The sequence below is a fragment of the Acidovorax sp. genome, from assembly GCF_021287135.1.
GTDB lineage: Bacteria > Pseudomonadota > Gammaproteobacteria > Burkholderiales > Burkholderiaceae_C > Acidovorax.
Window position 1 is genome coordinate 85,515 of record NZ_JAJTBB010000022.1, and the last position, 21,791, is coordinate 107,305.

Annotated in this window: 23 protein-coding genes and 1 other RNA gene; 11 read left to right on the forward strand and 13 right to left on the reverse strand. The window is 69.4% G+C overall.

The window, feature by feature from the left end; genetic code table 11:
* Positions 1–29: 29 nt before the first annotated feature.
* Positions 30–1,385, forward strand: a complete 1,356-nt coding sequence (locus tag LWW96_RS06320) for a TIGR03862 family flavoprotein (protein ID WP_291485129.1) — start codon at positions 30–32, stop codon at positions 1,383–1,385.
* A gap of 136 nt (positions 1,386–1,521) precedes the next feature.
* Here LWW96_RS06320 and LWW96_RS06325 read toward each other — a convergent pair whose 3' ends face one another.
* The 3 genes from LWW96_RS06325 to LWW96_RS06335 all read right to left on the reverse strand — a co-directional run bounded on the left by LWW96_RS06325 (position 1,522) and on the right by LWW96_RS06335 (position 3,189).
* Entirely contained in the window at positions 1,522–2,223 is a 702-nt protein-coding gene (locus LWW96_RS06325; RefSeq protein ID WP_291485131.1) for a hypothetical protein, read from the reverse strand.
* A gap of 232 nt (positions 2,224–2,455) precedes the next feature.
* An RNA gene (gene ffs, locus LWW96_RS06330) (signal recognition particle sRNA small type) lies at positions 2,456–2,552 on the reverse strand.
* A gap of 85 nt (positions 2,553–2,637) precedes the next feature.
* Positions 2,638–3,189, reverse strand: a complete 552-nt coding sequence (locus LWW96_RS06335) for a cytochrome b/b6 domain-containing protein (protein WP_291485133.1) — start codon at positions 3,187–3,189, stop codon at positions 2,638–2,640.
* 96 nt (positions 3,190–3,285) lie between these two features.
* Between LWW96_RS06335 and dnaX the strand changes: the two genes are divergently transcribed.
* The 6 genes from dnaX to LWW96_RS06365 all read left to right on the forward strand — a co-directional run bounded on the left by dnaX (position 3,286) and on the right by LWW96_RS06365 (position 8,670).
* Complete coding sequence (gene dnaX / locus LWW96_RS06340) at positions 3,286–5,247, forward strand: DNA polymerase III subunit gamma/tau (RefSeq protein ID WP_291485135.1); 1,962 nt, start codon at positions 3,286–3,288, stop codon at positions 5,245–5,247.
* Between the two features lie 219 nt (positions 5,248–5,466).
* Positions 5,467–5,799 (forward strand): YbaB/EbfC family nucleoid-associated protein, encoded by a 333-nt coding sequence (locus LWW96_RS06345; RefSeq protein WP_291485138.1) that lies wholly within the window; start codon positions 5,467–5,469, stop codon positions 5,797–5,799.
* Between the two features lie 247 nt (positions 5,800–6,046).
* A complete protein-coding gene (gene recR, locus LWW96_RS06350; protein ID WP_291485140.1) occupies positions 6,047–6,637 on the forward strand; it encodes a recombination mediator RecR in 591 nt (196 codons plus the stop codon).
* A gap of 98 nt (positions 6,638–6,735) precedes the next feature.
* Complete coding sequence (locus LWW96_RS06355; protein WP_291485142.1) at positions 6,736–7,161, forward strand: MAPEG family protein; 426 nt, start codon at positions 6,736–6,738, stop codon at positions 7,159–7,161.
* A gap of 156 nt (positions 7,162–7,317) precedes the next feature.
* On the forward strand, positions 7,318–8,376 hold the full coding sequence (locus LWW96_RS06360; RefSeq protein ID WP_291485144.1) for an ABC transporter substrate-binding protein: 1,059 nt from the start codon (positions 7,318–7,320) through the stop codon (positions 8,374–8,376).
* 141 nt (positions 8,377–8,517) lie between these two features.
* A complete protein-coding gene (locus LWW96_RS06365) occupies positions 8,518–8,670 on the forward strand; it encodes a DUF3096 domain-containing protein (RefSeq protein ID WP_291485146.1) in 153 nt (50 codons plus the stop codon).
* 59 nt (positions 8,671–8,729) lie between these two features.
* On the opposite strand, the gene LWW96_RS06370 is transcribed toward LWW96_RS06365, so the two are convergent.
* The gene (locus LWW96_RS06370) at positions 8,730–10,298 is read right to left on the reverse strand and encodes a transglycosylase SLT domain-containing protein (RefSeq protein WP_291485148.1); all 1,569 of its coding nucleotides are present in this window, start codon (positions 10,296–10,298) and stop codon (positions 8,730–8,732) included.
* Positions 10,295–11,071, reverse strand: coding sequence for a hydroxyacylglutathione hydrolase (gene gloB, locus LWW96_RS06375; protein ID WP_291485150.1), 777 nt, complete (start codon positions 11,069–11,071; stop codon positions 10,295–10,297). The genes LWW96_RS06370 and gloB overlap by 4 nt, the downstream gene beginning before the upstream one ends.
* Between gloB and LWW96_RS06380 the strand changes: the two genes are divergently transcribed.
* Together LWW96_RS06380 and rnhA are read left to right on the forward strand one after the other, a co-directional pair.
* Entirely contained in the window at positions 11,070–11,948 is an 879-nt protein-coding gene (locus tag LWW96_RS06380; protein ID WP_291485152.1) for a methyltransferase domain-containing protein, read from the forward strand. The genes gloB and LWW96_RS06380 overlap by 2 nt on opposite strands.
* Complete coding sequence (gene rnhA, locus LWW96_RS06385) at positions 11,945–12,394, forward strand: ribonuclease HI (protein ID WP_291485155.1); 450 nt, start codon at positions 11,945–11,947, stop codon at positions 12,392–12,394. Before LWW96_RS06380 ends, rnhA begins: the two co-directional genes overlap by 4 nt.
* A gap of 92 nt (positions 12,395–12,486) precedes the next feature.
* Here the strand turns inward: rnhA and LWW96_RS06390 are convergent, their stop codons facing one another.
* From LWW96_RS06390 to moaA, 4 genes are all read right to left on the reverse strand, one after another.
* Positions 12,487–12,813: a thioredoxin family protein gene (locus LWW96_RS06390; RefSeq protein WP_291485157.1), complete on the reverse strand. Its 327-nt coding sequence runs from the start codon at positions 12,811–12,813 to the stop codon at positions 12,487–12,489.
* Between the two features lie 146 nt (positions 12,814–12,959).
* Complete coding sequence (gene glp, locus LWW96_RS06395; RefSeq protein ID WP_291485159.1) at positions 12,960–14,315, reverse strand: gephyrin-like molybdotransferase Glp; 1,356 nt, start codon at positions 14,313–14,315, stop codon at positions 12,960–12,962.
* 58 nt (positions 14,316–14,373) lie between these two features.
* The gene (gene mobA, locus LWW96_RS06400) at positions 14,374–15,006 is read right to left on the reverse strand and encodes a molybdenum cofactor guanylyltransferase MobA (protein ID WP_291485161.1); all 633 of its coding nucleotides are present in this window, start codon (positions 15,004–15,006) and stop codon (positions 14,374–14,376) included.
* A 105-nt stretch (positions 15,007–15,111) separates the two neighbouring features.
* Positions 15,112–16,248 carry a GTP 3',8-cyclase MoaA gene (gene moaA, locus LWW96_RS06405; protein WP_291485163.1) on the reverse strand — a complete coding sequence of 379 codons (1,137 nt, stop codon included), beginning with the start codon at positions 16,246–16,248 and terminating at the stop codon, positions 15,112–15,114.
* Between the two features lie 187 nt (positions 16,249–16,435).
* Between moaA and LWW96_RS06410 the strand changes: the two genes are divergently transcribed.
* Positions 16,436–17,281: a type IV pili methyl-accepting chemotaxis transducer N-terminal domain-containing protein gene (locus tag LWW96_RS06410; RefSeq protein ID WP_366117932.1), complete on the forward strand. Its 846-nt coding sequence runs from the start codon at positions 16,436–16,438 to the stop codon at positions 17,279–17,281.
* A gap of 46 nt (positions 17,282–17,327) precedes the next feature.
* Here LWW96_RS06410 and LWW96_RS06415 read toward each other — a convergent pair whose 3' ends face one another.
* The 4 genes from LWW96_RS06415 to LWW96_RS06430 all read right to left on the reverse strand — a co-directional run bounded on the left by LWW96_RS06415 (position 17,328) and on the right by LWW96_RS06430 (position 21,098).
* Positions 17,328–18,089: an SDR family oxidoreductase gene (locus LWW96_RS06415; RefSeq protein ID WP_291485165.1), complete on the reverse strand. Its 762-nt coding sequence runs from the start codon at positions 18,087–18,089 to the stop codon at positions 17,328–17,330.
* 50 nt (positions 18,090–18,139) lie between these two features.
* Positions 18,140–18,751: a DUF2889 domain-containing protein gene (locus tag LWW96_RS06420; protein ID WP_291485167.1), complete on the reverse strand. Its 612-nt coding sequence runs from the start codon at positions 18,749–18,751 to the stop codon at positions 18,140–18,142.
* 91 nt (positions 18,752–18,842) lie between these two features.
* Positions 18,843–20,276, reverse strand: a complete 1,434-nt coding sequence (locus tag LWW96_RS06425) for an aldehyde dehydrogenase family protein (RefSeq protein WP_291485169.1) — start codon at positions 20,274–20,276, stop codon at positions 18,843–18,845.
* A 93-nt stretch (positions 20,277–20,369) separates the two neighbouring features.
* The gene (locus LWW96_RS06430) at positions 20,370–21,098 is read right to left on the reverse strand and encodes a Crp/Fnr family transcriptional regulator (protein WP_291485171.1); all 729 of its coding nucleotides are present in this window, start codon (positions 21,096–21,098) and stop codon (positions 20,370–20,372) included.
* A 141-nt stretch (positions 21,099–21,239) separates the two neighbouring features.
* Here LWW96_RS06430 and LWW96_RS06435 point away from each other — a divergent pair, with 141 nt between their 5' ends.
* On the forward strand, positions 21,240–21,776 hold the full coding sequence (locus tag LWW96_RS06435) for an Mpo1-like protein (RefSeq protein ID WP_291485173.1): 537 nt from the start codon (positions 21,240–21,242) through the stop codon (positions 21,774–21,776).
* Positions 21,777–21,791 lie beyond the last annotated feature (15 nt).

A 21,791-nucleotide genomic window follows, 5' to 3' on the forward strand; every position in this document is an offset into this window, starting at 1 on the left:
CGTCGCCCCTCATTTACAAGGTTCTCCCCGTGTCCTCAGCCCCCTCATCCGCACTGCCCACCGTTCCTGCCGCGTCCTGCGACGTGGCCATCATCGGCGGCGGCCCGGCCGGGCTGATGGCTGCCGAGGTGCTGGCGCAGGCGGGGGTGGCGGTGCATCTTTTTGATGCCATGCCCTCGGTGGGGCGCAAGTTCCTGCTGGCGGGCAAGGGGGGACTGAACCTCACGCACTCGGAGCCCCTCGCGCCCTTTGCCGAGCGCTATGGCGTGCGGCAGGCGCAGGTGGCCCCGTGGCTCACGGCGTTTGGCGGCCCGGAAATCCGGGCCTGGGCCCAGGGCCTGGGCGTCGAGACCTTCGTGGGCACGTCGGGCCGCGTCTTCCCCGCCGACATGAAGGCTGCGCCGCTGCTGCGCGCCTGGCTGCAGCGCCTGCGCGGGCAGGGCGTGGCCTTTCATATGCGGCACCGCTGGCTGGGCTGGGCGGGCGACGGCGCGCTGCGGTTCCAGTCCCCCGCGGGCGAGGTGCGGGTGCCTGCCCGCGCCACGGTGCTGGCGCTGGGGGGCGGCAGCTGGTCGCGCCTGGGCTCGGACGGGGCCTGGGTGCCCCTGCTGGCCGAGCGCGGCATTGCCATCGCACCCCTGCGGCCCGCCAACTGCGGGTTCGACGTGCTGTGTGCGCAGGCGCCCGCTGGGGAGACGCGCCGCGCCTTCCTGCAGGAGCTCCTGGGGCAGTCGCCGGCACCGGCCGTCGGCTGGACGCCGCATTTCGCCCAGCGTTTTGCCGGCCAGCCGTTCAAGACCGTGGCGCTGTCCTTCACCGACAGCCAGGGGTGCGCCTTCCACCGCCGCGGCGAATTCGTGGCCACGGCCACGGGCGTGGAAGGCAGCCTGGTCTACGCCGTGTCGCACCTGCTGCGCGACGAGATCGAAGCACATGGGCACGCCACGTTCCACCTGGACCTGCTGCCAGACCACACGCCCGAGCGTGTGCTGGTGGAAGTGCGCCACCCCCGCGGCTCGCGCTCGCTGTCCAGCCACCTCAAGGGCCGGCTGGGCCTGGACGGCATCAAGGCCGGCGTGCTGTACGAACACCTGGGCAAGGACGGCATGAACGACCCGGTGGCACTGGCCCAGGCCATCAAGGCGCTGCCCATCACCGTGGTGGCAGCCCGCCCGCTGGACGAAGCCATCAGCACCGCCGGCGGCGTGGCGCTGGAGGCGCTGGACGCCCACCTCATGGCGACCGCCGTGCCGGGCGTGTTCTGCGCGGGCGAAATGCTGGACTGGGAGGCGCCGACCGGGGGCTACCTGCTCACGGCCAGCATGGCCAGCGGGCGCGTGGCGGGAGAAGGCGCGCTCCGCTGGCTGCGTCGCAGCGGAGATTGAACAGGCCATCGGTTCTCCGGGTGTGTGCGGCGCCCGCAACTGGCGCATTCCACGCCGGGCCTCCGTGGATCCCGCCTTGCCGGTCCCCTGGAGGCGTCCCCCTGCGGGGGAAGCCGCGCAGCGGCTCAGGGGGGCTTCAAAACTTCGCCCGGTAGTACAGCATCGGCCCCCCTTTGCGCGCCCGCAGCACCAGGCGCGATCCGCCCTGTAGCTGCACGCCAATGGCGCCAAACTCGGGCACCAGGCCCCGGGTGCGCGACGACGCCCATTGCATCTCCACCCGCGTGCCGTACGCCGGCTGCTGCGATTGCCAGATCAGGTTCATCGCATCCTGCGGCTGGCCCCACTGCGGGGCCTGGGCCCAGGCTGCGATGTCCAGGTGGCGGCCATTGTCCAGGCGCGATCGCCAGCGCATGCCCAGATCCAGGCTGGCGGGGGAGCCGCTGCCTGGCGCGAGTGCGGGCGCGGCGGCGCCGGGGCTGGGGGCACTCACCCCCAGGGACAGGCCGAACTGGCCCCACGCGCCGGAGGACGCGGGCGTCAGCCAGCGTGTGATGTCGAGGTGCTGGGTCTGGGTGGCACCGCTACCCGCATAGCCCGGCGGCACCCCATGGGCCGCTGGCGCGGAGTCCGCCGCCATGGGCAGGATGCGGCTGTTGATCTCGACGTTCTGCGCGGCGCCGAGGGCGGCGGTTTCGTGCTGCAGGGCGACCTTTGCATCCTCGGCCAGCGGAGCCTCCTCGGCCCACGCCGCACCGGCCGCCAGGGCCAGGCAGCCGAGCCCCAGCGGCGAGCGGCGGGAACAGCAAACCAATCGGAAGGACAGGGGCTGGGGCATGGCGGCACCGGCAACAGGAAGGGGCAGTGGGGCTGCAACAAAGTGTGCCCGCCGTGCCGCCGGTGCCAAGCGGCTCAAAACCTCAACATGGCGTGGGAACGCACTGACAGCCGTGCCGGCGGCCGCCAGTGCGGCCGTGCAGGGAATGCTGATGGGAGGGGGAGGGTTGGGGCGATGTGCCCGCAGGCGCGTCAGCCGCCGTGGGCGTGAGTCGCGCTCGCAAGAAAAGAAAGTTGACGAGCCTTACCCCCGGCACTGGCTCCACAGTTAGGGCTGCTTGGTTCCCCACCTGACCCGGTTGGCCGCTTCACCATGCGGGGAGGCCCGTCACCGCCAATTGTAAGCCATAGCCCAGGTGCGGCCGGCATAACCCTCGTGAATCCGAGCCATCATGGGGTCTGCAGCCAGGCCAACTCAGCGCCGGCCGGGCAGCATGCGCAGCAGTGTGTTGTCGCGCACCACATAGTGGTGCAGCAGTGCCGCAGCAGCGTGCAGCGCCACCAGCACGTAGCCTGCGGTGGCTCCTGCTTCGTGGATTTCCTTGAGCCAGTGCGAGGTGTCGGGGTTCTCCGCCAGGACGGACGGCAACTGCAGGCCGCCGAGCAAGCCGACGGGCGTGCCTTTGGCGCTCAGCGCCAGCCAGCCCAGCAAGGGCAACCCGATCATCAGGGCGTAGAGCGCTCCATGCATGGCGCGGCCCATCCCGGACTGCCACGCGGGCGGCGCGGGCGTGATCGGCGGGGTCGCCTGCAGCGCGCGTGCCAGCAGGCGCAGCCACACCAGCGCGAACACCGCCACGCCCAGGGTGTAGTGGGCCGTTTTCATGAGCTCGCGGGCGTCGCTGCCCTTGGGGTACATGCCCCGCAGTTCCATGGTGGCTGCTGTGGCCACGAGTAGCGCCGCCATGAGCCAGTGCAGGGCAATGGACCAGCCGTTGAAGCGCGAGGAAGGGAGTCGAGGTGTCATTTCTGTTCCAGGTAAAGGAAACATGATGGTTCCCGATCCTGAAAGCTGCCTGAAGCCGCAGGCGAGCGGGCGCGGGCGCAACATAGAATCACGTCCATGTCCTACCTCGTGCTCGCCCGCAAGTACCGCCCCCGCAATTTCACCGAAATGGTGGGGCAGGAGCATGTGGTGCAGGCGCTGTCCAACGCGCTCACGCAGCAGCGGCTGCACCATGCCTACCTGTTCACCGGCACCCGCGGCGTGGGCAAGACCACGGTGTCGCGCATCCTGGCCAAGTCGCTGAACTGCCAGGGGCCCGATGGCAACGGCGGCATCACCGCCACGCCCTGCGGCGTGTGCCAGGCCTGCACCGACATCGACAGCGGCCGCTTCGTGGACTACACCGAGCTGGACGCGGCCTCCAACCGCGGTGTGGACGAGGTGCAAAGCCTGCTGGAGCAGGCGGTGTACAAGCCGGTGCAGGGCCGCTTCAAGGTCTTCATGATCGACGAAGTGCACATGCTCACGAACACGGCGTTCAACGCCATGCTCAAGACGCTGGAGGAGCCGCCGGAGTACCTCAAGTTCGTGCTGGCCACCACCGATCCGCAGAAGGTGCCGGTCACCGTTCTGTCGCGCTGTCTGCAGTTCAACCTGCGGCCCATGGCGCCCGAGACCGTGCTGGAGCACCTGACCCGCGTGCTGGCCCAGGAGAACGTGCCTGCCGAGCCCCAGGCCCTGCGCCTGCTGGCCCGGGCGGCGCGCGGCTCCATGCGCGACGCGCTGTCGCTCACCGACCAGGCCATTGCCTTTGGCAGCGGCCAGCTGCAGGAAGCCGGCGTGCGGCAGATGCTGGGCGCGGTGGACCGCTCGTACGTGTTCCGCCTCATCGATGCGCTCGCCCAGGGCGATGGCAAGACCGTGGTGGAGACTTCGGACGCGCTGCGCATGAACGGCCTGTCGGCCGCGTCCACGCTGGAAGAGATGAGTGCCGTGCTGCAGCGCATGGCCGTGTTCCAGGCCGTGCCGCAGATGGCAGGCGCGGTGGATGCCGATGACCCCGAGGCCGCCGAGACCGCCCGCTTGGCCGGCCTGATGCCTGCCGACGAAACCCAGCTGCTCTACAGCCTGTGCCTGCACGGGCGCGGCGAACTGGGCCTGGCGCCCGACGAATATGCCGCGCTGACCATGGTGCTGCTGCGGCTGCTGGCTTTCAAGCCTCAAGACCCCTCCAGCGCCCCGGCTGAAAAAAAAACTCTGACGCGGCCTGAACCCGGGTCCGCGGCGGCTGCGCCCGCGTCTGCAGGGACGCGCATGCCCGCGCCGGGCGCAACGGTGCCGCCCGCGGCGGTCCCTCCTGCCGCTTTGGCACCAGCGCCAGCCGCAGTGGCCGCGCCTGCCGTGTCGCCGCCGCCCGCCGAGGCGGTTGGCGACTCCGAGCCGCCCCCCTGGCCCGGACCGGAGGAGCCCGATGACCGGTCTCCCGCGGCGCCAGCGGCCGCCGGTGCCACGGCGCTGCCGGTGCGGACGGTGGACGACCTTTCGCAGCAAAATCAGCACGCAGAGCCCGCCCAGAAAGCGCCGGGTGCTCCTCAGTTTGTAGCAATCCCGGTGCGTGAGGTGCCCGAGCCCGGGGAGCGGCTGCAGCCCCTGCCGCTGTCGTCTCCGGCGCCGGTGTCCGCACGCTACACGCCCACCCCCGAGGGCGATGTCTGGCATGCCACGGTGCAGCAGCTCGTGGCGGCCGAGGCCATCACCGCCCTGGTGCGCGAGCTGGCCCTGCAGTCGCAGCTGGTGGCGCGCGACGGCGGGCACTGGCTGCTGCGCGTGGAGCGCGAGTCCCTGAACCAGCCCACGGCGCGCGAACGCCTGCGCACCGCGCTGGAGGCGGCGGGCCATGCCACCCAGATCAGCGTGGAAGTGGGCGTGGTCATCGACAGCCCGGCGCGGCGCAATGCGGCCGCTGCAGCCGAGCGGCAGCGGCGGGCGGAGGAAATCGTGAACAACGATCCCTACGTGCAGTCCCTGGTGCGCGACTACGGCGCCAGAATCGTGCCGGGCAGCATTAAACCGGTATAAAGCTCCCCCTGAGTCGCCTTTGGCGCCTTCCCCCTCTATCGCTGTGCGGGAGGGCCCCCGGGATTTGGGCGCGCCCGTTTTGAAGGTTGCTGGCGTTGCGCACAATAGCGTGATGTGGCGTGATGTGGCGTGACGTGAACGCGAATACCGCAAAGACCGAATTCAACCCCGTTGTGGGAACCGATCCACCAGAAAGCAAGAAAGCAAAGGAAACACACCATGTTCAACAAAGGACAACTCGCCGGCCTGATGAAGCAAGCCCAGGCGATGCAGGACAACCTGAAGAAGGCGCAGGACGAGCTGGCACTCATCGAAGTGGAAGGCGAGTCGGGCGCGGGCCTGGTCAAGGTGCTGATGACCTGTAAGCACGACGTCAAGCGCGTCACCATCGACCCCAGCCTGCTGGCCGACGACAAGGACATGCTGGAAGACCTGGTGGCGGCGGCCTTCAATGCCGCCGTGCGCAAGGCCGAGGAAACGTCGGCCGAGAAGATGGGCAAGCTCACGGCGGGGATGCCAGGCCTCCCCGGCGGCATGAAGTTCCCTTTCTGAGGGCTGGCTACTGCGCGGGTCATCTGCGTCGTTGGGCGGTGCCCGGAATCCTCACGTACAGGAAGTACGTTCCGGTTCCTGTGCTCCGTCCGCCTGGCAGCTGATCCCGCTCGCTACGCCCTGGAGGATGGGGGCTGACAGCAGGGCATATTCCCGTGGTTCTTCGTAAGTCCGTGCGGGCGGAGCTTGTCGACGCCCGGCTCCGCCGCCCCCTTCTCCCAAGCTGTTTGCCTTCACCACCCCGTCCATGTCCACCACCAACTCCCTCGACGTTCTAATCCAGGCACTGCGCCGTTTGCCGGGCGTGGGGGTGAAGTCTGCGCAGCGCATGGCGTTCCATCTGCTGCAGCATGACCGCGCGGGGGCGGAGCTGTTGTCCCGGGCGCTGCACGAGGCCGTGGGGACGGTGCACCACTGCGCGCGCTGCCACACCTTTACCGAGGCCGAGGTCTGCAGCACCTGCCTGGATCCCGCGCGCGACGCCACCCGGCTGTGCGTGGTGGAGACCCCGGCCGACCTGGCGGCGCTGGAGCGCACCGGGGCGTTCAAGGGGCTGTACTTCGTGCTGATGGGCCGGCTCAGTCCGCTGGACGGTGTCGGGCCCAAGGACATCGGTCTCCAGAAGCTGCTGGAGCGGGCTGGCGAGGACGCGGTACAGGAGGTGATTCTGGCCACCAGCTTCACCGCGGAGGGAGAAGCCACGGCCCATGTGATCAGCGAGGCGCTGAAGGCGCGGGGCGTGCCGGTGACGCGGCTGGCCCGCGGCGTGCCGGTGGGCAGCGAGCTGGAATACGTGGACCTGGGTACGATCGCCCATGCGCTGGTCGACCGCCGCTAACGCGCCGGCACGCAAGCAGCCGCCCCTCGGGAAAACTCACAAATTGATAGCTGCCAGCGCTTACCCATCAAGCGCTGGAGGCCAAAAAGGCTCAAAATATGAACACCACCCTGCACCTCGCAAGGTTTACCGTGGCTTACTGGTGCGTGCTGATCGCGGCACTGCTGCCCATGGGCTGCGCCTGGCTCGCCAAGAGCGGCAGCTTCGGCAAGTCCCGCAAGGACGGCGGTTTCGACAACCATGACCCGCGCGCCTGGATGGCCCGGCAGACCGACTGGCGGGCCCGGGCCAATGCCGCCCAGGCCAACAGTTTCGAGGGCCTGCCGTTTTTCATCGGTGCCGTCATCATTGCGCACCTGCTCGGGGCGGGCCAAACCCTGCTGGACATGCTGGCATTGCTGTACGTGATGCTGCGCATCTTCTACATCCTGATGTACGTGTCCGACATGCCCACGGTGCGCAGCGCCGTGTGGGCCGCGGGCTTTCTGGTGAACATTGCCATTCTCTTCATCGGATACCGCTGAGCGGCGGCCGTCCCCGCCCGGACAGCCCGGGCAGTCCGGGCGCCTTGCTCTGCCGCTCTGGGTACGTAGAAACCCGCTGGGATTCACCCTGATGCGGGTTTCCCCGCTCTGCGGCACGATTGTTGCGGTGCAGCATTGCCCGTTTTGCCCCATTCCATGCTCCCCCGCTCGCCCCTGTTGACCCGCCGTGCCTTCGGCTCCGTATCCGCCCTGTCCGCAGCGGCGGTGCTTGCGCCCGCCCTGGTGCGGGCCCAGGCGGACGAAGCCGCGCTGGGCCGCGTGACCATCGCCGTGGGCGGGCAGGGCGTGCTGTACCACCTGCCGCTGGTGCTGGCGGACCAGCTGGGCTACTTCCGCGCCGAGGGGCTGGACGTCACCATCCGCGACCTGCCGGCGGGGGCGCTGGCGCTGCAGGCGGTGCAGGACGGCACGGCCGATGTGTGCGCCGGAGCGTTCGAACACACGCTGCGCCAGCAGGCGCGGGGCCAGGCCTTCCGCTCGTTCGTGGTGCTGGGGCGGGCGCCCCAGCTGGCGCTGGGGGTGTCCCTGCGGGCCGTTCCCGCCTACAAGGATCTTGGCGACCTGCAGGGGCGGCGCATCGGCGTGTCGTCCGTGGGGTCGTCCACCCACATGGCTGCCAGTCTTGTCCTGGGTCGCGCAGGATTGGGCCCGCGTGAGGTCAATTTTGTCAGCGTGGGCTCCGGCGTCGGCGCCATGAACGCCCTGCGTTCGGGCCAGGTGCACGCCTTGTGCCACGCCGACCCGCTCATGACGCTGCTGGAGCAAAAGGCCGACACCCGCATCGTTGCCGACATGCGCTCGCTCAAGTCGGCCCAGGAGGCGTTTGGCGGCGCCATGCCCGCCGGGTGCCTGTACGCGCCCCAGGCGTTTCTGCAAAAGCAGCCGGCCCAGGCCCAGGCGCTGGCCAACGGAATCGTGCACGCGCTCAAGTGGCTGCAGACCGCCGCGCCGGCCGATCTGGCCAAGGCCGTGCCCACGGGCTACCTGATGGGCGACCGCGGGCTGTACCTCGCCGCGTTCAATCGCGTGCGCGAGACCTATTCTCCCAATGGAGCCATGCCGGAGGAAGGGCCCGCCACGGCGCTGCGCGTGCTGCCGCGGGCCCATGCGGAGCTGGCGGACCTCAAGGCGGATCTTGCGCGCACCTACACCAACGACTTTGTGCGCAAGGCGCGCCAGAAATTCACCCTCTGATCGGCGTCTTCTGAGGAGGGCCGCCCGAGCGGCAAGGCGCTGCGCGGGGTTCGTCCGTGCAATCGCGCCGATGACTTACATTCGGCCGCTGCCGGTTGGCCTTAGTCTTGGCCGACCCCTGTGTCTTCCAAGGATTGCACCATGACCTTCTCCCTCAGCATCGGCCCGCTCGTTTCCCTCATCGCGGGCATCCTCATCCTCGTCATGCCCCGGCTGCTCAGCACCATCGTGGCGCTGTACCTCATCATCATGGGGATCCTGGGCCTGCTGGGAATGCACGCGTTGAAGCTCTGAGCCGGCACCGCAGCCCCGCCGATGGGGCGAGGGGGACCGCTGGCGCCCCCCCAGCCTCCTTAGCGGCGCTTGACCTTCGAGGGGGTGCCCCCGCGGCGGGTGGGCACCACGGCGGGGCGTTTGCCAGCGGTGGCGGGCCGTGCCGCCGGGCTGCTGCGGCCGTGCGCGTTCTGGCCCCGTGCCTGGGGGCTCGGTCCGCGCGCTTGCGCTCCCTGCCGCACGGGCAGGTACACGACCACCTGCTGCCCGGCCTTGAAGGCCGCAGTGGCGCGAACGTCGTTCCAGTCGGCCACGCTGGCGGCGGCCAGCTGGTAGCGCCGGGCAATGCTGGCCACGGTTTCCCCCTTGCGGGCGCGCACCGTGGTGCGCCGCGTGACGATTTCCGGGGCAAAAGCCACCTGCCCGTTGTCGGCCAGGTGCGAGGACACGTCCTCCCGGATGGCGGCCGAGCGCGGCACCATCAGGGCCGAGCCGGCCTTGATGAGCATGCGCGGGGGGATGTTGTTGATGCTGCGCAGGTCGTTTTCGCTCATGCCGGCGCGCTGGGCGGCCTCGGCGACCGTCATGGTGGTGGGCACGGACCACACGGTCCAGCTGGCGTACTGGCCGTCGCGGCGCGCCTCCAGGTTGCGCTGGAAGACCTTGGCGTTGTCCCAGGGCAGCAGGATCTGGGGCGTGCCGGCGGCCAGGATCACGGGCTTGTGGTACGACGGGTTGAGCGCACGGAAGTCCTCCTCGCGGATGCCGGCCAGCGTGGCGACCAGCGACACGTCGATGTCGTGCGTGATGTCCACCGTCTGGAAATAGGGGTGGTTCTCGATGAGCGGAAGCTCGGTCCGGAAGGCGTCGGGGTTGGCCACGATGTTCTTCACCGCCTGCAGCTTGGGCACGTACATGCGCGTCTCGGCCGGCATGTTCAGGTCGGTGTAGCTGGTGCCCAGGCCCAGCTTCTGGTTGCGCGCAATGGCGCGGCCCACGCTGCCTTCGCCCCAGTTGTAGGCAGCCAGGGCCAGGTGCCAGTCGCCGAACATGTTGTAGAGCTTTTGCAGGTAGTCCAGCGCGGCGCGCGTGGAGGCCAGCACATCGCGCCGGTCGTCGCGGAAGGCGTTCTGCTTGAGGTCGAAATAGTTGCCCGTGGCGGGCATGAACTGCCACATGCCCGCGGCCTTGGCGCTGGAGACGGCCTGGGGATTGAAGGCGCTTTCGATATAGGGCAGCAAGGCCAGCTCGGTGGGCATGCCGCGCCGTTCCAGCTCTTCGACGATGTGGAAGAGGTACTTGCTGGAGCGCTCGGTCATGCGCTGCATGTAGTCGGGCCGGGTGGCATACCACTGCTCCCGGTCCTGGACCAGCTCGTTTTGCAGGTCGGGCATGGCAAAGCCGCGGCGGATGCGGTCCCACAGGTCCGCGGGGGCCGACAGCGAGGCCACCTCGCCGCCCGCTGCCTGGGCGGCGGTGATGGGTTTCAGGGGGCCGTTGGGGATGATGGGGGTGTGGCCGCTGCGGTAGGGGGGCGTGCTTCCTGAGGTGGGGGTGCTGCCGGACGCTTCGTCGGGCGAGGGCGTGGTGGTCGCGCAGCCGGTGAGCCACAGCATGCACGCCACGCAGGCAATGTGCAGAATTTTCATCGAAACTCGTTCTTCCATTGGCGCAGCGCGGCCAGGACGGCCACGGCATCGCCTGGGTTCACCTGCACGTCGTGATTGCGGGCGGCCTGGGCCACCGCGGGTTGGCGTACGCGCAGAAAGGGGTTGATGTCCCGCTCTAGCGCGATGCGCGAAGGCAGCGTCGGCTGGTGGCGGGACCGCAGTGCCTCGCACTGGTCGGTGTAGTGGATCAGTGCTGCGTTGTCGGGTTCCACCGCGCGGGCAAACCGAAGGTTGGAAAGTGTGTATTCGTGCGCACAACACACACGGGTGTTGCCGGGCAGGGCGGCCAGGCGGTCCAGCGACGCCAGCATTTGCGCCGGCGTGCCCTCGAACAGCCGCCCGCAGCCGCCGGAAAACAGCGTGTCGCCGCAGAACAGCACCGGCTCTGCGTCCACGGCCTCGCAGAAGTAGGCGATGTGGCCCGCCGTGTGCCCTGGCACGTCGATCACTTCAAAGCGCAGGCCCAGCACCTCCACCGTGTCGCCGTGGGCCAGCGGGCGCACGGGCGCGGGGATGTCTTCGCGCGCCGGGCCGTAGACCACCGCGCCGGTGGCGTTGCGCAGCACGTCCACGCCGCCGACATGATCGGGGTGGTGGTGCGTGACTAGAATGGCCTGCAGCTGCACGCCCAGTTGCTGCAGCGCCTGCAGCACGGGCACGGAGTCCCCCGGGTCCACAACGATCGCCTGGCGGCCGTCATGCAGCATCCAGAGGTAGTTGTCGGTAAAGGCAGGTAGCGGCAGCAAGTTCATGAGCGATCAAATTATAGGTTTGCACCACTGGTTTGACTCCCCCCCCGGGCGGTACCTGCTGGCGTGGGAGCAGGCGCGCTTTGACGAGGCGGTGGCCGACATCTTCGGCTACCACAGCCTGCAGCTGGGCATGCCGCTGCTGGACGGGCTGCGCGCCAACCGCATGCCGCACCAGTGGTTCGCGCTCGGCCAGGAAGGGCTTGCGCGGGAAGCGGGGATGCCGGGCGCACAGCCGCCGCCGCTGCGGGCGGTGCACCTGCTGGCCGAGCCCGCGGCGCTGCCGTTTGCGCCGGCCAGCCTGGACCTGCTGGTGCTGCCCCACACGCTGGAGCTCAGCAGCGACCCCCACGCGGCCCTGCGCGAGGTGGAGCGGGTGCTGGTGCCCGAAGGGCGGGTGGTGATCAGCGGGCTCAACCCCACCAGCCTCTGGGGGCTGCGGCAGTGGCGCGCGCGCTTGCTGCGGCGGGCCGGCCGGGGGACGCTGTACCTTCCCGACCTGGGCGAGTTCATCGGGTACCGGCGTTTGCGCGACTGGCTGCGCCTGCTGAACTTCGAGGTCGAATCGGCCCGGTTTGGCTGTTATCGTCCCGCGGTGCGCAGCACCCAGTGGCTGGACCGCTTCGGCTTCATGGACCCGCTGGGAGAAAAGTGGTGGCCGATCTTCGGCGCCGCCTACTTCCTCGTGGCGGTCAAGCGGGTGCACGGCATGCGCCTGCTGGAGCCCGCGTGGCGCTCGGCACGGCAGCGGTCCGCCGCCACCGTGCCCGTTGCCAACCGGACCCCGGCGCCCCACAGCGCCGCCCGGCTGCCGCGAGCGGTGGCGGGCGGCGGCACCGACAGAACCAGAACCAGAACCAGAAACAGGACTTCGATTTGAACCAGGTAGAGATATACACAGATGGCGCCTGCAAAGGCAACCCCGGCCCCGGCGGATGGGGGGTGTTGCTGCGCTCGGGCACGACAGAGAAAGAGCTCTTCGGGGGCGAGCTGGGCACCACCAACAACCGCATGGAACTCATGGCCGTCATCGAGGCGCTGTCCGCCCTCAAGCGGCCTTGCGCCGTGACGCTGTACCTGGACAGCGAATATGTGCGCAAGGGCATCACCGAGTGGATCCATGGCTGGAAGGCCAAGGGCTGGCGCACGGCGTCCAAGCAGCCCGTCAAGAACGTCGAGCTGTGGCAGCGCCTGGATGCCCTGGTGGCGACGGCCGGCCACCGCATTGAGTGGCGCTGGGTGCGCGGGCACTCCGGCGATCCCGGCAACGAGCGCGCCGACGCGCTGGCCAACCGGGGCGTGGACCAGGCCCTGGGCCGCCGGTAGCCGGGCGGAAGCAGCACCCACCAGCAGCAAAAAGGGCCCGTCCGGGCCCTATTTTTTTCGTCGCGGGGGAGGCTTAGACCGTAAACACGTTCTTAGGCAGACAGTGCCTGCACGGCCTCCTGCAGCGCCTGGCCGTCCTGCGGGCGCACCAGGCGCTGCACTTCCTGCCCGTTTTTCAGGAACACCAGCGTGGGCCAGAGCTTGACGCCGAAGCTGCGGCCCAGGCGCTGGCCCGGGCCGTCCTCGACCTTGACGTGGGCCACGCCGGCCTGGTCCTTCAAGGCGGCCTCGATCAGCGGCTGGGCCCGCTGGCAATGGCCGCACCAGGGCGTGCCGAATTCGACCACCGTGGCGCCGGGCAGGCGGTCCACATCGTCGCGGGAAGGGGGCTGGGCAAGGTGCTGGGCGGAGTAGGGCATGGCGTGCAGAGGTGTGAAGCCGACGGCGGCGCGGACCAAGCCGAGGTGCGGGGCGCGTCAGGCAGGTTAGGTTTGCGCGGAAGTGCTGGGCTTGACCTTACCAAAAACCCGCCGCCGGCGGTGACGGGCGCCCGCCCGGGGCCACGTCAGATCATTCCGTCAAACATCATCACGTCCACGCCGTCGCCCGCCGCCACGTTGCCCTGGCCGTGGTGCAGCACGATGAGCCCGTTGGCCTGCACCATGGAGCTGAGCACGCCCGAGCCCTGGTTGCCCGTGGTGCGCACCTGCAGCGTGCCGTCGGCGGCCGTGGTGACCCAGCCGCGCTGGTACTCGGTGCGGCCGGGCTTCTTGCGCAGCGCTTCGGTGCAGGTGGCCCGCAGCAGCGGGGGCGCGGGGTGCGTGCAGCCCATCATGCGCAGCAAGGCGGGGCGCACAAAGGCCAGGAAGGTCACCATCACCGCCACCGGGTTGCCGGGCAGGCCGAACAGCACGGCGCCGCCGGGTGTGCGATTACTATCATTTTGATAGCTGCTAGCGCTTGCTGCATATGCGCTGGACGCTGATTTTTCTTGAGATGGCTCCCCCGCAATGCGCCCCACGGCCATGGGCCGGCCCGGGCGCATGGCGATGCGCCAGAAGGCCACGTCGCCCAGCTGCTTCATCATGGTGCGGGTGTGGTCGGCCTCGCCCACGCTCACGCCGCCGCTGGTGATGATGGCGTCGGCACGCTGCGCCGCGTCGCGAAACGCGGCTTCCAGCAACGCAGGCTCATCGCGCACCACGCCCAGGTCCACCACCTCCACGCCCAGGCGGGTCAGCAGGCCAAACACGGTGTAGCGGTTGCTGTCGTACACCGCGCCCTCGCGCGGCGGCTCGCCCAGGCTCAGGATTTCGTCGCCGGTGGAGAAGTACGCCACGCGCAGGCGGCGGAACACGGTCACGGTGGGCCGCCCCAGGCTGGCCACCAGGCCCAGCGCGGCAGGCGTGAGCAGCGCGCCCTGGGCCAGCGCCACGCCGCCTTCCACCAGGTCCTCGCCCTTGAAGCGGCGGTTGTCGCCGGGGCGCAGCACATCGGCGGCGATGGTGACGTGGCCCTCGGCGGCCGCCGTGGTGAACTCCTGCGGCACCACGGTGTCCAGCCCCGCGGGCATGATGGCGCCGGTCATGATCTTCACGCACTCGCCCGCGCCCACCGTGCCTGCCCAGGCCTTGCCGGCCAGCGCCGTGCCCACAACGCGCAGCGTGAGGGGCTGGCCCGGCACCAGCTGGGCGCCGGCGAAGGCATAGCCGTCCATGGCCGAGTTGTCGTGCGGCGGAACGCTCACGGGCGACACCACGTCGCGCGCGAGCACGCGGCCCAGGGCGCTGAACAGGGGCAGCTCCTCGGTGGCGCGCACGGGCTCCACCAGGTGGTGCAAAAAGGCGTTCACATCGTCCGCACGCAGGGCCTGCGGGTCGTAGCCTTGCAGCTCGGCGGCGATCTGGGCAATGGTCTTCATGGAGATAGGCGAAGTAGGGCGGTGGTGTGGGCGGCGGCAGACTGGTGGCCCGCCCGGGTCATTGCGAAGCGGCACCTTCCAGCGCCTGCAGCTCGGCCAGGGTGTTGGCGTTGAAGAAGGCCTGCGGATCGTCGCCCGGCTGGTCGAAGGGCACGATGGCGCAGCGGTGCTGGCCTGTCCACGCGTCGATCTTGCGGCCGCCGGCCTGGGTGAAGGCCACCAGGCTTTCGAGCAGGCCCACGCGCAGCAGGCAGAACACCGGCTGGGTGCGCACGGTGGTGCGGCCCGTGCCATCGTCCTCGGGCGCGGCGGCCATGGCGATGTCGGCACCTTGGGCGTCGGCCGCCGCGGCCAGGCGCGCCGCCAGGTCCAGCGGAAACAGCGGCGTGTCGCAGGGCACCGTCAGCAGCCAGGGCGTTTCGCACCGCTCCAGCCCCGTCAGAAAACCGGCCAAGGGCCCGGCATAGTCGGCCAGCACGTCAGGCCACACCGGTGCGCCAAACGCTTCGTAGGCGGCCAGATTGCGGTTGGCATTGACCATCACGGCGCCGGTCTGCAGCTGCAGCCGCATCAGCGTGTGCAGCGCCAGCGGAATGCCGCGAAAGTTCTGCAGGCCCTTGTCCACCCCGCCCATGCGGGAGCCGCGGCCCCCGGCAAGGACCAGGCCGGTGATGTCTTGGGTATCAATCATTCGTGATCTTCAAAGGGGCGTGGACGGGGGGCTTTTGACGGTCTTGGAACTGGCACGGCGCCGGCCGGCGCACGCCGAAGGCGACTCAGGGGGAGGGGTCACGTGCTATCCGCCGATGTAGCTCATCTCCACCCGGCGCACGCCGCGCGATTCGTCGGCCGGCAGGCTGCCCCGCAGCTCCGAGTACCGGTCGCTGCGCTGCTGCCAGATGGGTGCAATGGCCGAGGCAATGGCCTCGTCCGTGGCGCCGCCGCGCAGCAGGGTGCGCAGGTCGTAGCCCTGCGTGGCAAACAGGCACAGGTAGAGCTTGCCCTCGGTGGACAGGCGGGCGCGGTTGCAGTCGCGGCAGAAGGCCTGGGTCACGCTGCTGATCACGCCGATCTCGCCCAGCGCCGGGTCGTGGTGGCCCGCTGCGTTGGTGTACCCCCAGCGTTCGGCGGTCTCGCCGGGGCTGCTAGGGTCGAGCTGCACCAGGGGCAGCTCGGCGCGCAGGCGCTCGATGAGTTCGGCCGAGGGCAGCACCTCGTCCATGCGCCAGCCGTTGGTGGCGCCTACGTCCATGTATTCAATGAAGCGCAGCGTGGTGCCCGTGCCGCGGAAGTGCCGCGCCATGGGCAGGATCTCGTGCTCGTTGGTGCCGCGCTTGACCACCATGTTGACCTTGATCTGCGTGAGGCCCGCGGCCTGCGCCGCGTCGATGCCGGCCAGCACGTCGGCCACCGGAAAGTCCACATCGTTCATGCGGCGGAACACGGCGTCGTCCAGGCCGTCCAGGCTCACCGTCACGCGGCTCAGCCCGGCGTCCTTCAACGCCCGGGCCTTGCGCGCCAGGAGCGATCCGTTGGTGGTGAGCGTGAGGTCGGGCGCCACGCCGTCCACCGTGCGCAGCTGGGCCAGTTGGGCCACCAGCTCTTCCAGGTTCTTGCGCAGCAGGGGCTCGCCGCCCGTGAGGCGGATCTTGCGCACGCCGTGGGCCAGGAAGAGCCGCGCCAGCCGCGTGATCTCTTCAAAGCTCAGCAGCGCGCCGTGCGGGAGGTAGGGATAGTCCTTGTCGAACACTTCCTTGGGCATGCAGTAGTTGCAGCGGAAGTTGCAGCGGTCGGTCACGCTGATGCGCAGGTCGCGCAGCGGGCGGCCCAGGGTGTCGGTGAGCACACCGGTGGGCGCGGCGGCATGCGCGGGCACCTGCGCCGCCAAGGCGGCAAGGCGTTGGTCCACCAGGGGAATCACACGTTCGGACATGCCCCGGATTTTGCCGCATGGCCCCTTCCGGCAGGGACAAGACCCCATGGGGAAAGTTGATCGCGGTCAAGTTATGCGCAGCGGGCACGGAAGGGCGCCGAGGGCGCAGAAGCGGCCTTTGACATGGCGCAGCCAGGCGCCGGTGCTGCGTCGCAACAATGGGCGCACCTCGTTTCAGGAGAACAACATGCAGGAAATGCGCGACGTACCGGTGCTGGGCGCGACATGCCAGCGCCGCACGGCGGTGCAATGGGTGGCGGCCAGCGTGCTGCTGCCCACCTGGGCCACCGGCGCCCAGGCGCAAATGGGCCTGTCGGGCGCCATCAACTACGCAGGCTGGTTCCGCGCGCTGTCGCAGCGCATGGCCAAGGCCTACTGCCAGCAATACCTGCAAGTGCTGCCCAGCGCGGCGGTGGACGTGATGGGCCTGGCGCGCAAGATGGTCCAGGTGGGCAGCAGCGAGCTGGCCAAGGGCATGCAGTCCGGCCAGTGGCCCGCCGAAGTCGGGCGCCAGCTGCAGGAGGTGCAAAAGCAGTTTGCCCTGCTCAACCAGATGACGTCCACACCCGCCACAGCAACGGCGGCGGTGGTGGCGGCGTCCGAGCAGGCCGACCGCACGCTGCTCATCGCCCAGGCGGTGACCGAAGCCATCGAGAAGCTGGCGCAGGCGCCCAGCGCCCGCCTGGTGAGCCTGGCAGGCCGCCAGCGCATGCTGTCGCAGCGGCTGGCCAAGAACTACTTCCTCACCGCAGCCAAGGCGGAGTCCAAGATCGTGCAAGCCCAGCTGGCTGCCGACGCGGCCGACTTCCGCCAGGCGCTGCAGACCTTGGGCGCCACGCCCGTGTCCACCGCGGCCATCCGCAACGAGCTGGAGCTGGCGGGCTCGCAATGGCTGTTCTTCGAGTCGGCCCTGCGCCGCCCCGCCGACGAGCAGGGCCTGAGCGCCGTGGCCACCACCAGCGAGCGCCTGCTGACGGTGATGGACAAGCTCACCAGCCTGTACGAAGCGGCCCTGCGGGAAGTGCTGGGATAGGGCCGTCCCCGCGCTCGCGCCGCGGACGGCGCGGGGCGCCGCGACATCAGACGCAGCGCGCGCCGTCCACCTCGATGCACACGCCGCTGACGAAGGCGGCCTCGTCACTGGCCAGGTAGAGCGCGGCGTTGGCCACGTCCAGCGCGGTGGAGAAGCGGCCCAGCGGGATGGTGGCCAGGAACTTGGCGCGGCGCGCCTCGTCGATGGGGCCGCCCGCAAAATCGGCGGCCAGGCCCGTGTCGGGGTTGAACACGGGGTTGATGCAGTTCACGCGGATGTTGTCGGGGCCCAGCTCGGCGGCCATGGACTTGCTGGTGATGATCACCGCGCCCTTGGAGCCGTTGTACCAGGTCAGGCCCGGGCGGGGGCGCAGGCCGGCCGTGGAGGCGATGTTGATGATGCTGCCGCCGCCCGCGCGGCGCAGTTCGGGCACGGCGTGGATGGCCGAGAGGTAGATGCTCTTCATGTTGATGGCATAGACCTTGTCGAACTCTTCCTCGCTCACCTCCAGCATGGGGCGGTTGCGGTGCGTCCAGCCGGCGTTGTTCACCACCACGTCCAGGCGGCCGTACAGCTGCACGGCCTTTTCCACCAGGGCCTGCACCTCGGCGGACTTCGTCACGTCGGCCTTGAAGAAAGCGGCCGTGCCGCCCGCGGCGGTGATCTCGGCCACCACGCGCTGGCCGCCGGCTTCGTTGATGTCGTTGACGATGACCTGGCCGCCCTCGGCGGCCAGGCGCTTGGCGATGCCCTCGCCAATGCCGTTGCCGGCGCCGGTGACGATGATGGATTTGTTCTGCACGCGCATGGGATGGCTCCTTGGATGACTCAAAATTGATAGCTGCTGGCGCTTGACTATCAAGCGCTAGAGGCCGATTTGGCAAAATTTTCTGTAGCTGCCGCTGGTTCTGCAGCCCTGGCAGCCTGCGGCACACGGCCGTAGAACTGGGGGAAGAACTCCTTCACGCCCTGGCCGTTGAAGTCCCACCCTGTGCACTGGCCCAGATGGCGCGGCGGCTCATCCGGGTGGGCCGAAGTAAACACCGCGGGCACCGACTGAAAAGCGGCCGTGGCCAGGTTGAACAGCAGCTCGCGCAGGTGCGTGCAGCTGGCCACGCCGCCCAGGTGCTTCTGGATGGCGTGCCGCCAGCCGTGCGCCATGCTGCAGCCCACCATGCGCTGCAGGGCTGCTTGGGCCTCGGTGCAGCCTTGCAGCGGGTGCGAATCCATGGCCACATCAACAGCCTGCACCACGAGCTGGCGGTTCACGGTCACCCGCAGCCACATGTGGTGGATGGCCTCGCCCGCCAGACGCTGCTGGCTGGGGTCGCGGAACGATGCGGCGTCGTAGGCCTTGCTGTCGTGCAGCTCGCCTTCGATGTCCCACAGACCATCGTCGCGTTCAAAGCCCTGGTAGTTCACCCGGCGGACGTGCTTCAGGGTGCGGGGGGCGGGAGGGCTCAGGGGCATGGCAAAAGAAGAGACGTCGTACAGAAGCGGCCAAGGTTACCGGGGCCTGCCCACGCCGTCGTGCGCGGGCGGGACACCCTGCCGTGCTTCTTCAGCCGTACTTGATGGCAACGGTTTTCAAGGTGGTGAAGCCGTACAGCGCCTCAAACCCCTTTTCGCGCCCGTAGCCGCTGGATTTGACGCCGCCAAACGGCAGCTCCACGCCGCCCGCCGCGCCGTAGTTGTTGATGAACACCTGGCCGCTGTGCACGCGCTTGGCCATGCGGAACTGGCGGGCGCCGTCACGCGTCCACACGCCGGCCACCAGGCCGAACTGCGTGGCGTTGGCCAGCTCCACGGCATGGTCTTCGTCCTGGAAGGCCATGGCCGACAGCACGGGGCCGAAGACTTCTTCCTGCGCCAGACGGTGCTGCACCGGCACGTCGCGCAGCAGCGTGGGGGCCTGGTAGTAGCCGGTCTCGGGCGCTTCGTCCACCACCACGCCCTGGGCCACCATGGGGATGCCGGCGACCTGTGCGTCAGAGAGGAAATCCCATACGCGCTGCTGCTGCGTCTGGCGGATCAGCGGGCCCACGTCCAGGTCCATGGCGGCGGGGCCCACGCGCAGCTTTTCAAACGCCTTGCCCAGGCGCTCCAGCAGCGGTTCATAAATCAGCGAATCGATCAGCACGCGTGAGCCGGCCGAGCAGGTCTGCCCCGCGTTCTGCACGATGGCGTTGATGACCACGGGGATGGCGGCGTCCAGGTCGGCATCCGCAAAGATGATCTGCGGGCTCTTGCCGCCCAGCTCCAGCGTCACGGGGCAGTGGCGCTCGGCGGCGACCTGCTGGATCAGCGTGCCGATCTTGGGGCTGCCGGTGAAGCTGATGTGGTCGATGCCCGGGTGGCGTGCCAGCGCGTCGCCCACCTCATGGCCGTAGCCGGTGACGATGTTCAGCGCGCCCGAGGGAAAGCCCACCTCGGCCGCCAGCTGCGCCACGCGGATCAGCGACAGGCACGCGTCTTCGGCCGGCTTGACCACGCACACATTGCCCGCCGCCAGGGCGCCGCCCACGCTGCGGCCAAAGATCTGCATGGGGTAGTTCCACGGGATCACATGGCCCGTCACGCCGTGGGGCTCGCGCCAGGTGAGCACGCTGTAGCCGTCGGGGTAGGGAATGGTCTCGCCGTGGAACTTGTCGCACGCACCGGCGTAGAACTCGAAGTAGCGTGCCAGTGCAATCGCGTCCGCCCGCGCCTGCTTGGTGGGCTTGCCGCAGTCGCGCTGCTCCAGCGCCGTCAGCTCGTCCGTATGTTCCAGGATCTTGGCCGAGAGCTTTTGCAGCAGGCGGCCGCGCTCCACCGGGGCCAACTTTTGCCACACCGCGTGGTAGCACTGGCGGGCCGCATGCACCGCCGCGTCGATGTCGTCGGCGTTGCTGCGCTGGATCTCGTCGAAGGGCTGGCCGTCGGACGGGTCGATCACCGGGATCGTGCGGCCCGAAGCGGACGGAACGGAGGCGTTGGCAATGAAGTTCAGCTGCATGGTCGCGATTGTGCCTGGAAATGAAATGTGTGCTTAGTATTTGTGTGAAATCCGGCTCTGAGGCCCATACGACAAGCGCAAGCAGCTATTGAATTAATAGCATGCCGCGCGCAGGGCCGCCAGGTCCAGGATTTCCACCTCGCCGCGCTGCACGCGCACCAGCTGGCGGGACTCCAGGTCCTTCAAGATCTGGTTGGTGGTCTGGCGCGAGATGGCCAGCATCAGCGAAAGCTGTTCCTGCGAGATGCCGATCACCCGGCGCGAACGGCCCCCTGCCGTCCACTGCCCGTAGCCCTCGGCCATCATCACCAGGCGGCGGGCCAGGCGCTGCGGCGCGGGCAGCAGCGCCAGCTCTTCCATGGCCACGAAGGCCGAGCGCAGCTTGTCGGTGAGCAGCAGGGCCAGCGCGTGCCAGTGCTGCGGGTGGGCCTGCAGCCACTGCTGCAGCCGCTCGTGCGGCACGTGCAGCAGCGTGGTGGCCTCGGTGGCGTGCGCGTCGTGCGTGCGGGCGGAGTTGTCGAACACCGAGATCTCGCCAAACCAGTGCGGCGGCTCCAGCCGGATCAGCAGCGCCGCGCGCGCCTCGTCGGCCCGCCCGCCTGTGCCCGAGATGCTGACGGCGCCGCGCACCACGGCGTACAGGCCGCAGGGCGCATCGCCGCGCAGGAACAGCACCTCGCCCGCGTGCAGCTGGCGCAGCTGGCCCAGCGCCAGCAGCGCCTGCGCAAAGTCGGGGGGCAACTGGGCAAACCAGCGGCCCGATTGCAGGATGGGCGCAAACGCCTCGGCAGCGGGCAGGGGGGCAAAAGCGGCGGCGGTCACGGTGGGCAAGGCGTTGGGGCGGGCGGTGTGCGAGGGAACGGGGCGTCGTCGCCGCGGCCGGTTTTGTCGTGTGTCCGACAGACGGTGGCTGGCGCGCGGGGCCACATTTGATCCTGCTCAAAACCCATGACGGAGACACCCATGAAAACCCTGATCGATCATCTCTCCCAGTACGCCGACTACCACCGCGACCCGCGCAATATCCACACGCATTTCGTGGGCGTGCCCATGATCATGTTCGCCGTGGTGGTGCTGCTGTCGCGCCCCGCGTGGATGCTGGGTGGCGTGCCCGTGAGCCCGGCGCTGTTCTGCGCGCTGGCGGCCAGCCTTTTCTACTGGCGGCTGGACGCGCGCTTCGGCCTGGCCATGGCCGGGCTGCTGGCCGCCATGCTGGCGGTGGCGCAGTGGCTGGCCGCGCAGCCCCTGGCCGTGTGGCTGGGCGCGGGCGTCGGCCTGTTCGTGGTGGGCTGGGTGATCCAGTTCGTGGGCCACTACTACGAGGGCCGCAAGCCCGCCTTTGTGGACGATCTGGTGGGCCTCATCGTCGGCCCGCTCTTCGTGGTGGCCGAGTGGGCGTTTGCCCTGGGCCTGCGCAAGGAGGTGCAAGCGGCCGTCGAGCAGCGCAGCGGCCCGGTGCGGCTGCGCACGGGGGCGCAAGCGGCAGCCCATCCGCAATGAAATAACGGCTCGGCG

Coding starts and splice junctions, on each gene's coding strand:
- mobA (WP_291485161.1), bottom strand. CDS start 15,006: ATGATTGATACCCAAGACATCACCGGCCTGGTCCTTGCCGGGGGCCGC.
- LWW96_RS06345 (WP_291485138.1), top strand. CDS start 5,467: ATGTTCAACAAAGGACAACTCGCCGGCCTGATGAAGCAAGCCCAGGCG.
- LWW96_RS06435 (WP_291485173.1), top strand. CDS start 21,240: ATGAAAACCCTGATCGATCATCTCTCCCAGTACGCCGACTACCACCGC.
- LWW96_RS06335 (WP_291485133.1), bottom strand. CDS start 3,189: ATGACACCTCGACTCCCTTCCTCGCGCTTCAACGGCTGGTCCATTGCC.
- LWW96_RS06420 (WP_291485167.1), bottom strand. CDS start 18,751: ATGCCCCTGAGCCCTCCCGCCCCCCGCACCCTGAAGCACGTCCGCCGG.
- dnaX (WP_291485135.1), top strand. CDS start 3,286: ATGTCCTACCTCGTGCTCGCCCGCAAGTACCGCCCCCGCAATTTCACC.
- LWW96_RS06390 (WP_291485157.1), bottom strand. CDS start 12,813: ATGCCCTACTCCGCCCAGCACCTTGCCCAGCCCCCTTCCCGCGACGAT.
- LWW96_RS06410 (WP_366117932.1), top strand. CDS start 16,436: ATGCAGGAAATGCGCGACGTACCGGTGCTGGGCGCGACATGCCAGCGC.
- gloB (WP_291485150.1), bottom strand. CDS start 11,071: ATGAACTTGCTGCCGCTACCTGCCTTTACCGACAACTACCTCTGGATG.
- LWW96_RS06380 (WP_291485152.1), top strand. CDS start 11,070: ATGAGCGATCAAATTATAGGTTTGCACCACTGGTTTGACTCCCCCCCC.
- moaA (WP_291485163.1), bottom strand. CDS start 16,248: ATGTCCGAACGTGTGATTCCCCTGGTGGACCAACGCCTTGCCGCCTTG.
- LWW96_RS06365 (WP_291485146.1), top strand. CDS start 8,518: ATGACCTTCTCCCTCAGCATCGGCCCGCTCGTTTCCCTCATCGCGGGC.
- LWW96_RS06370 (WP_291485148.1), bottom strand. CDS start 10,298: ATGAAAATTCTGCACATTGCCTGCGTGGCGTGCATGCTGTGGCTCACC.
- LWW96_RS06325 (WP_291485131.1), bottom strand. CDS start 2,223: ATGCCCCAGCCCCTGTCCTTCCGATTGGTTTGCTGTTCCCGCCGCTCG.
- recR (WP_291485140.1), top strand. CDS start 6,047: ATGTCCACCACCAACTCCCTCGACGTTCTAATCCAGGCACTGCGCCGT.
- LWW96_RS06415 (WP_291485165.1), bottom strand. CDS start 18,089: ATGCGCGTGCAGAACAAATCCATCATCGTCACCGGCGCCGGCAACGGC.
- LWW96_RS06360 (WP_291485144.1), top strand. CDS start 7,318: ATGCTCCCCCGCTCGCCCCTGTTGACCCGCCGTGCCTTCGGCTCCGTA.
- LWW96_RS06355 (WP_291485142.1), top strand. CDS start 6,736: ATGAACACCACCCTGCACCTCGCAAGGTTTACCGTGGCTTACTGGTGC.
- glp (WP_291485159.1), bottom strand. CDS start 14,315: ATGAAGACCATTGCCCAGATCGCCGCCGAGCTGCAAGGCTACGACCCG.
- LWW96_RS06425 (WP_291485169.1), bottom strand. CDS start 20,276: ATGCAGCTGAACTTCATTGCCAACGCCTCCGTTCCGTCCGCTTCGGGC.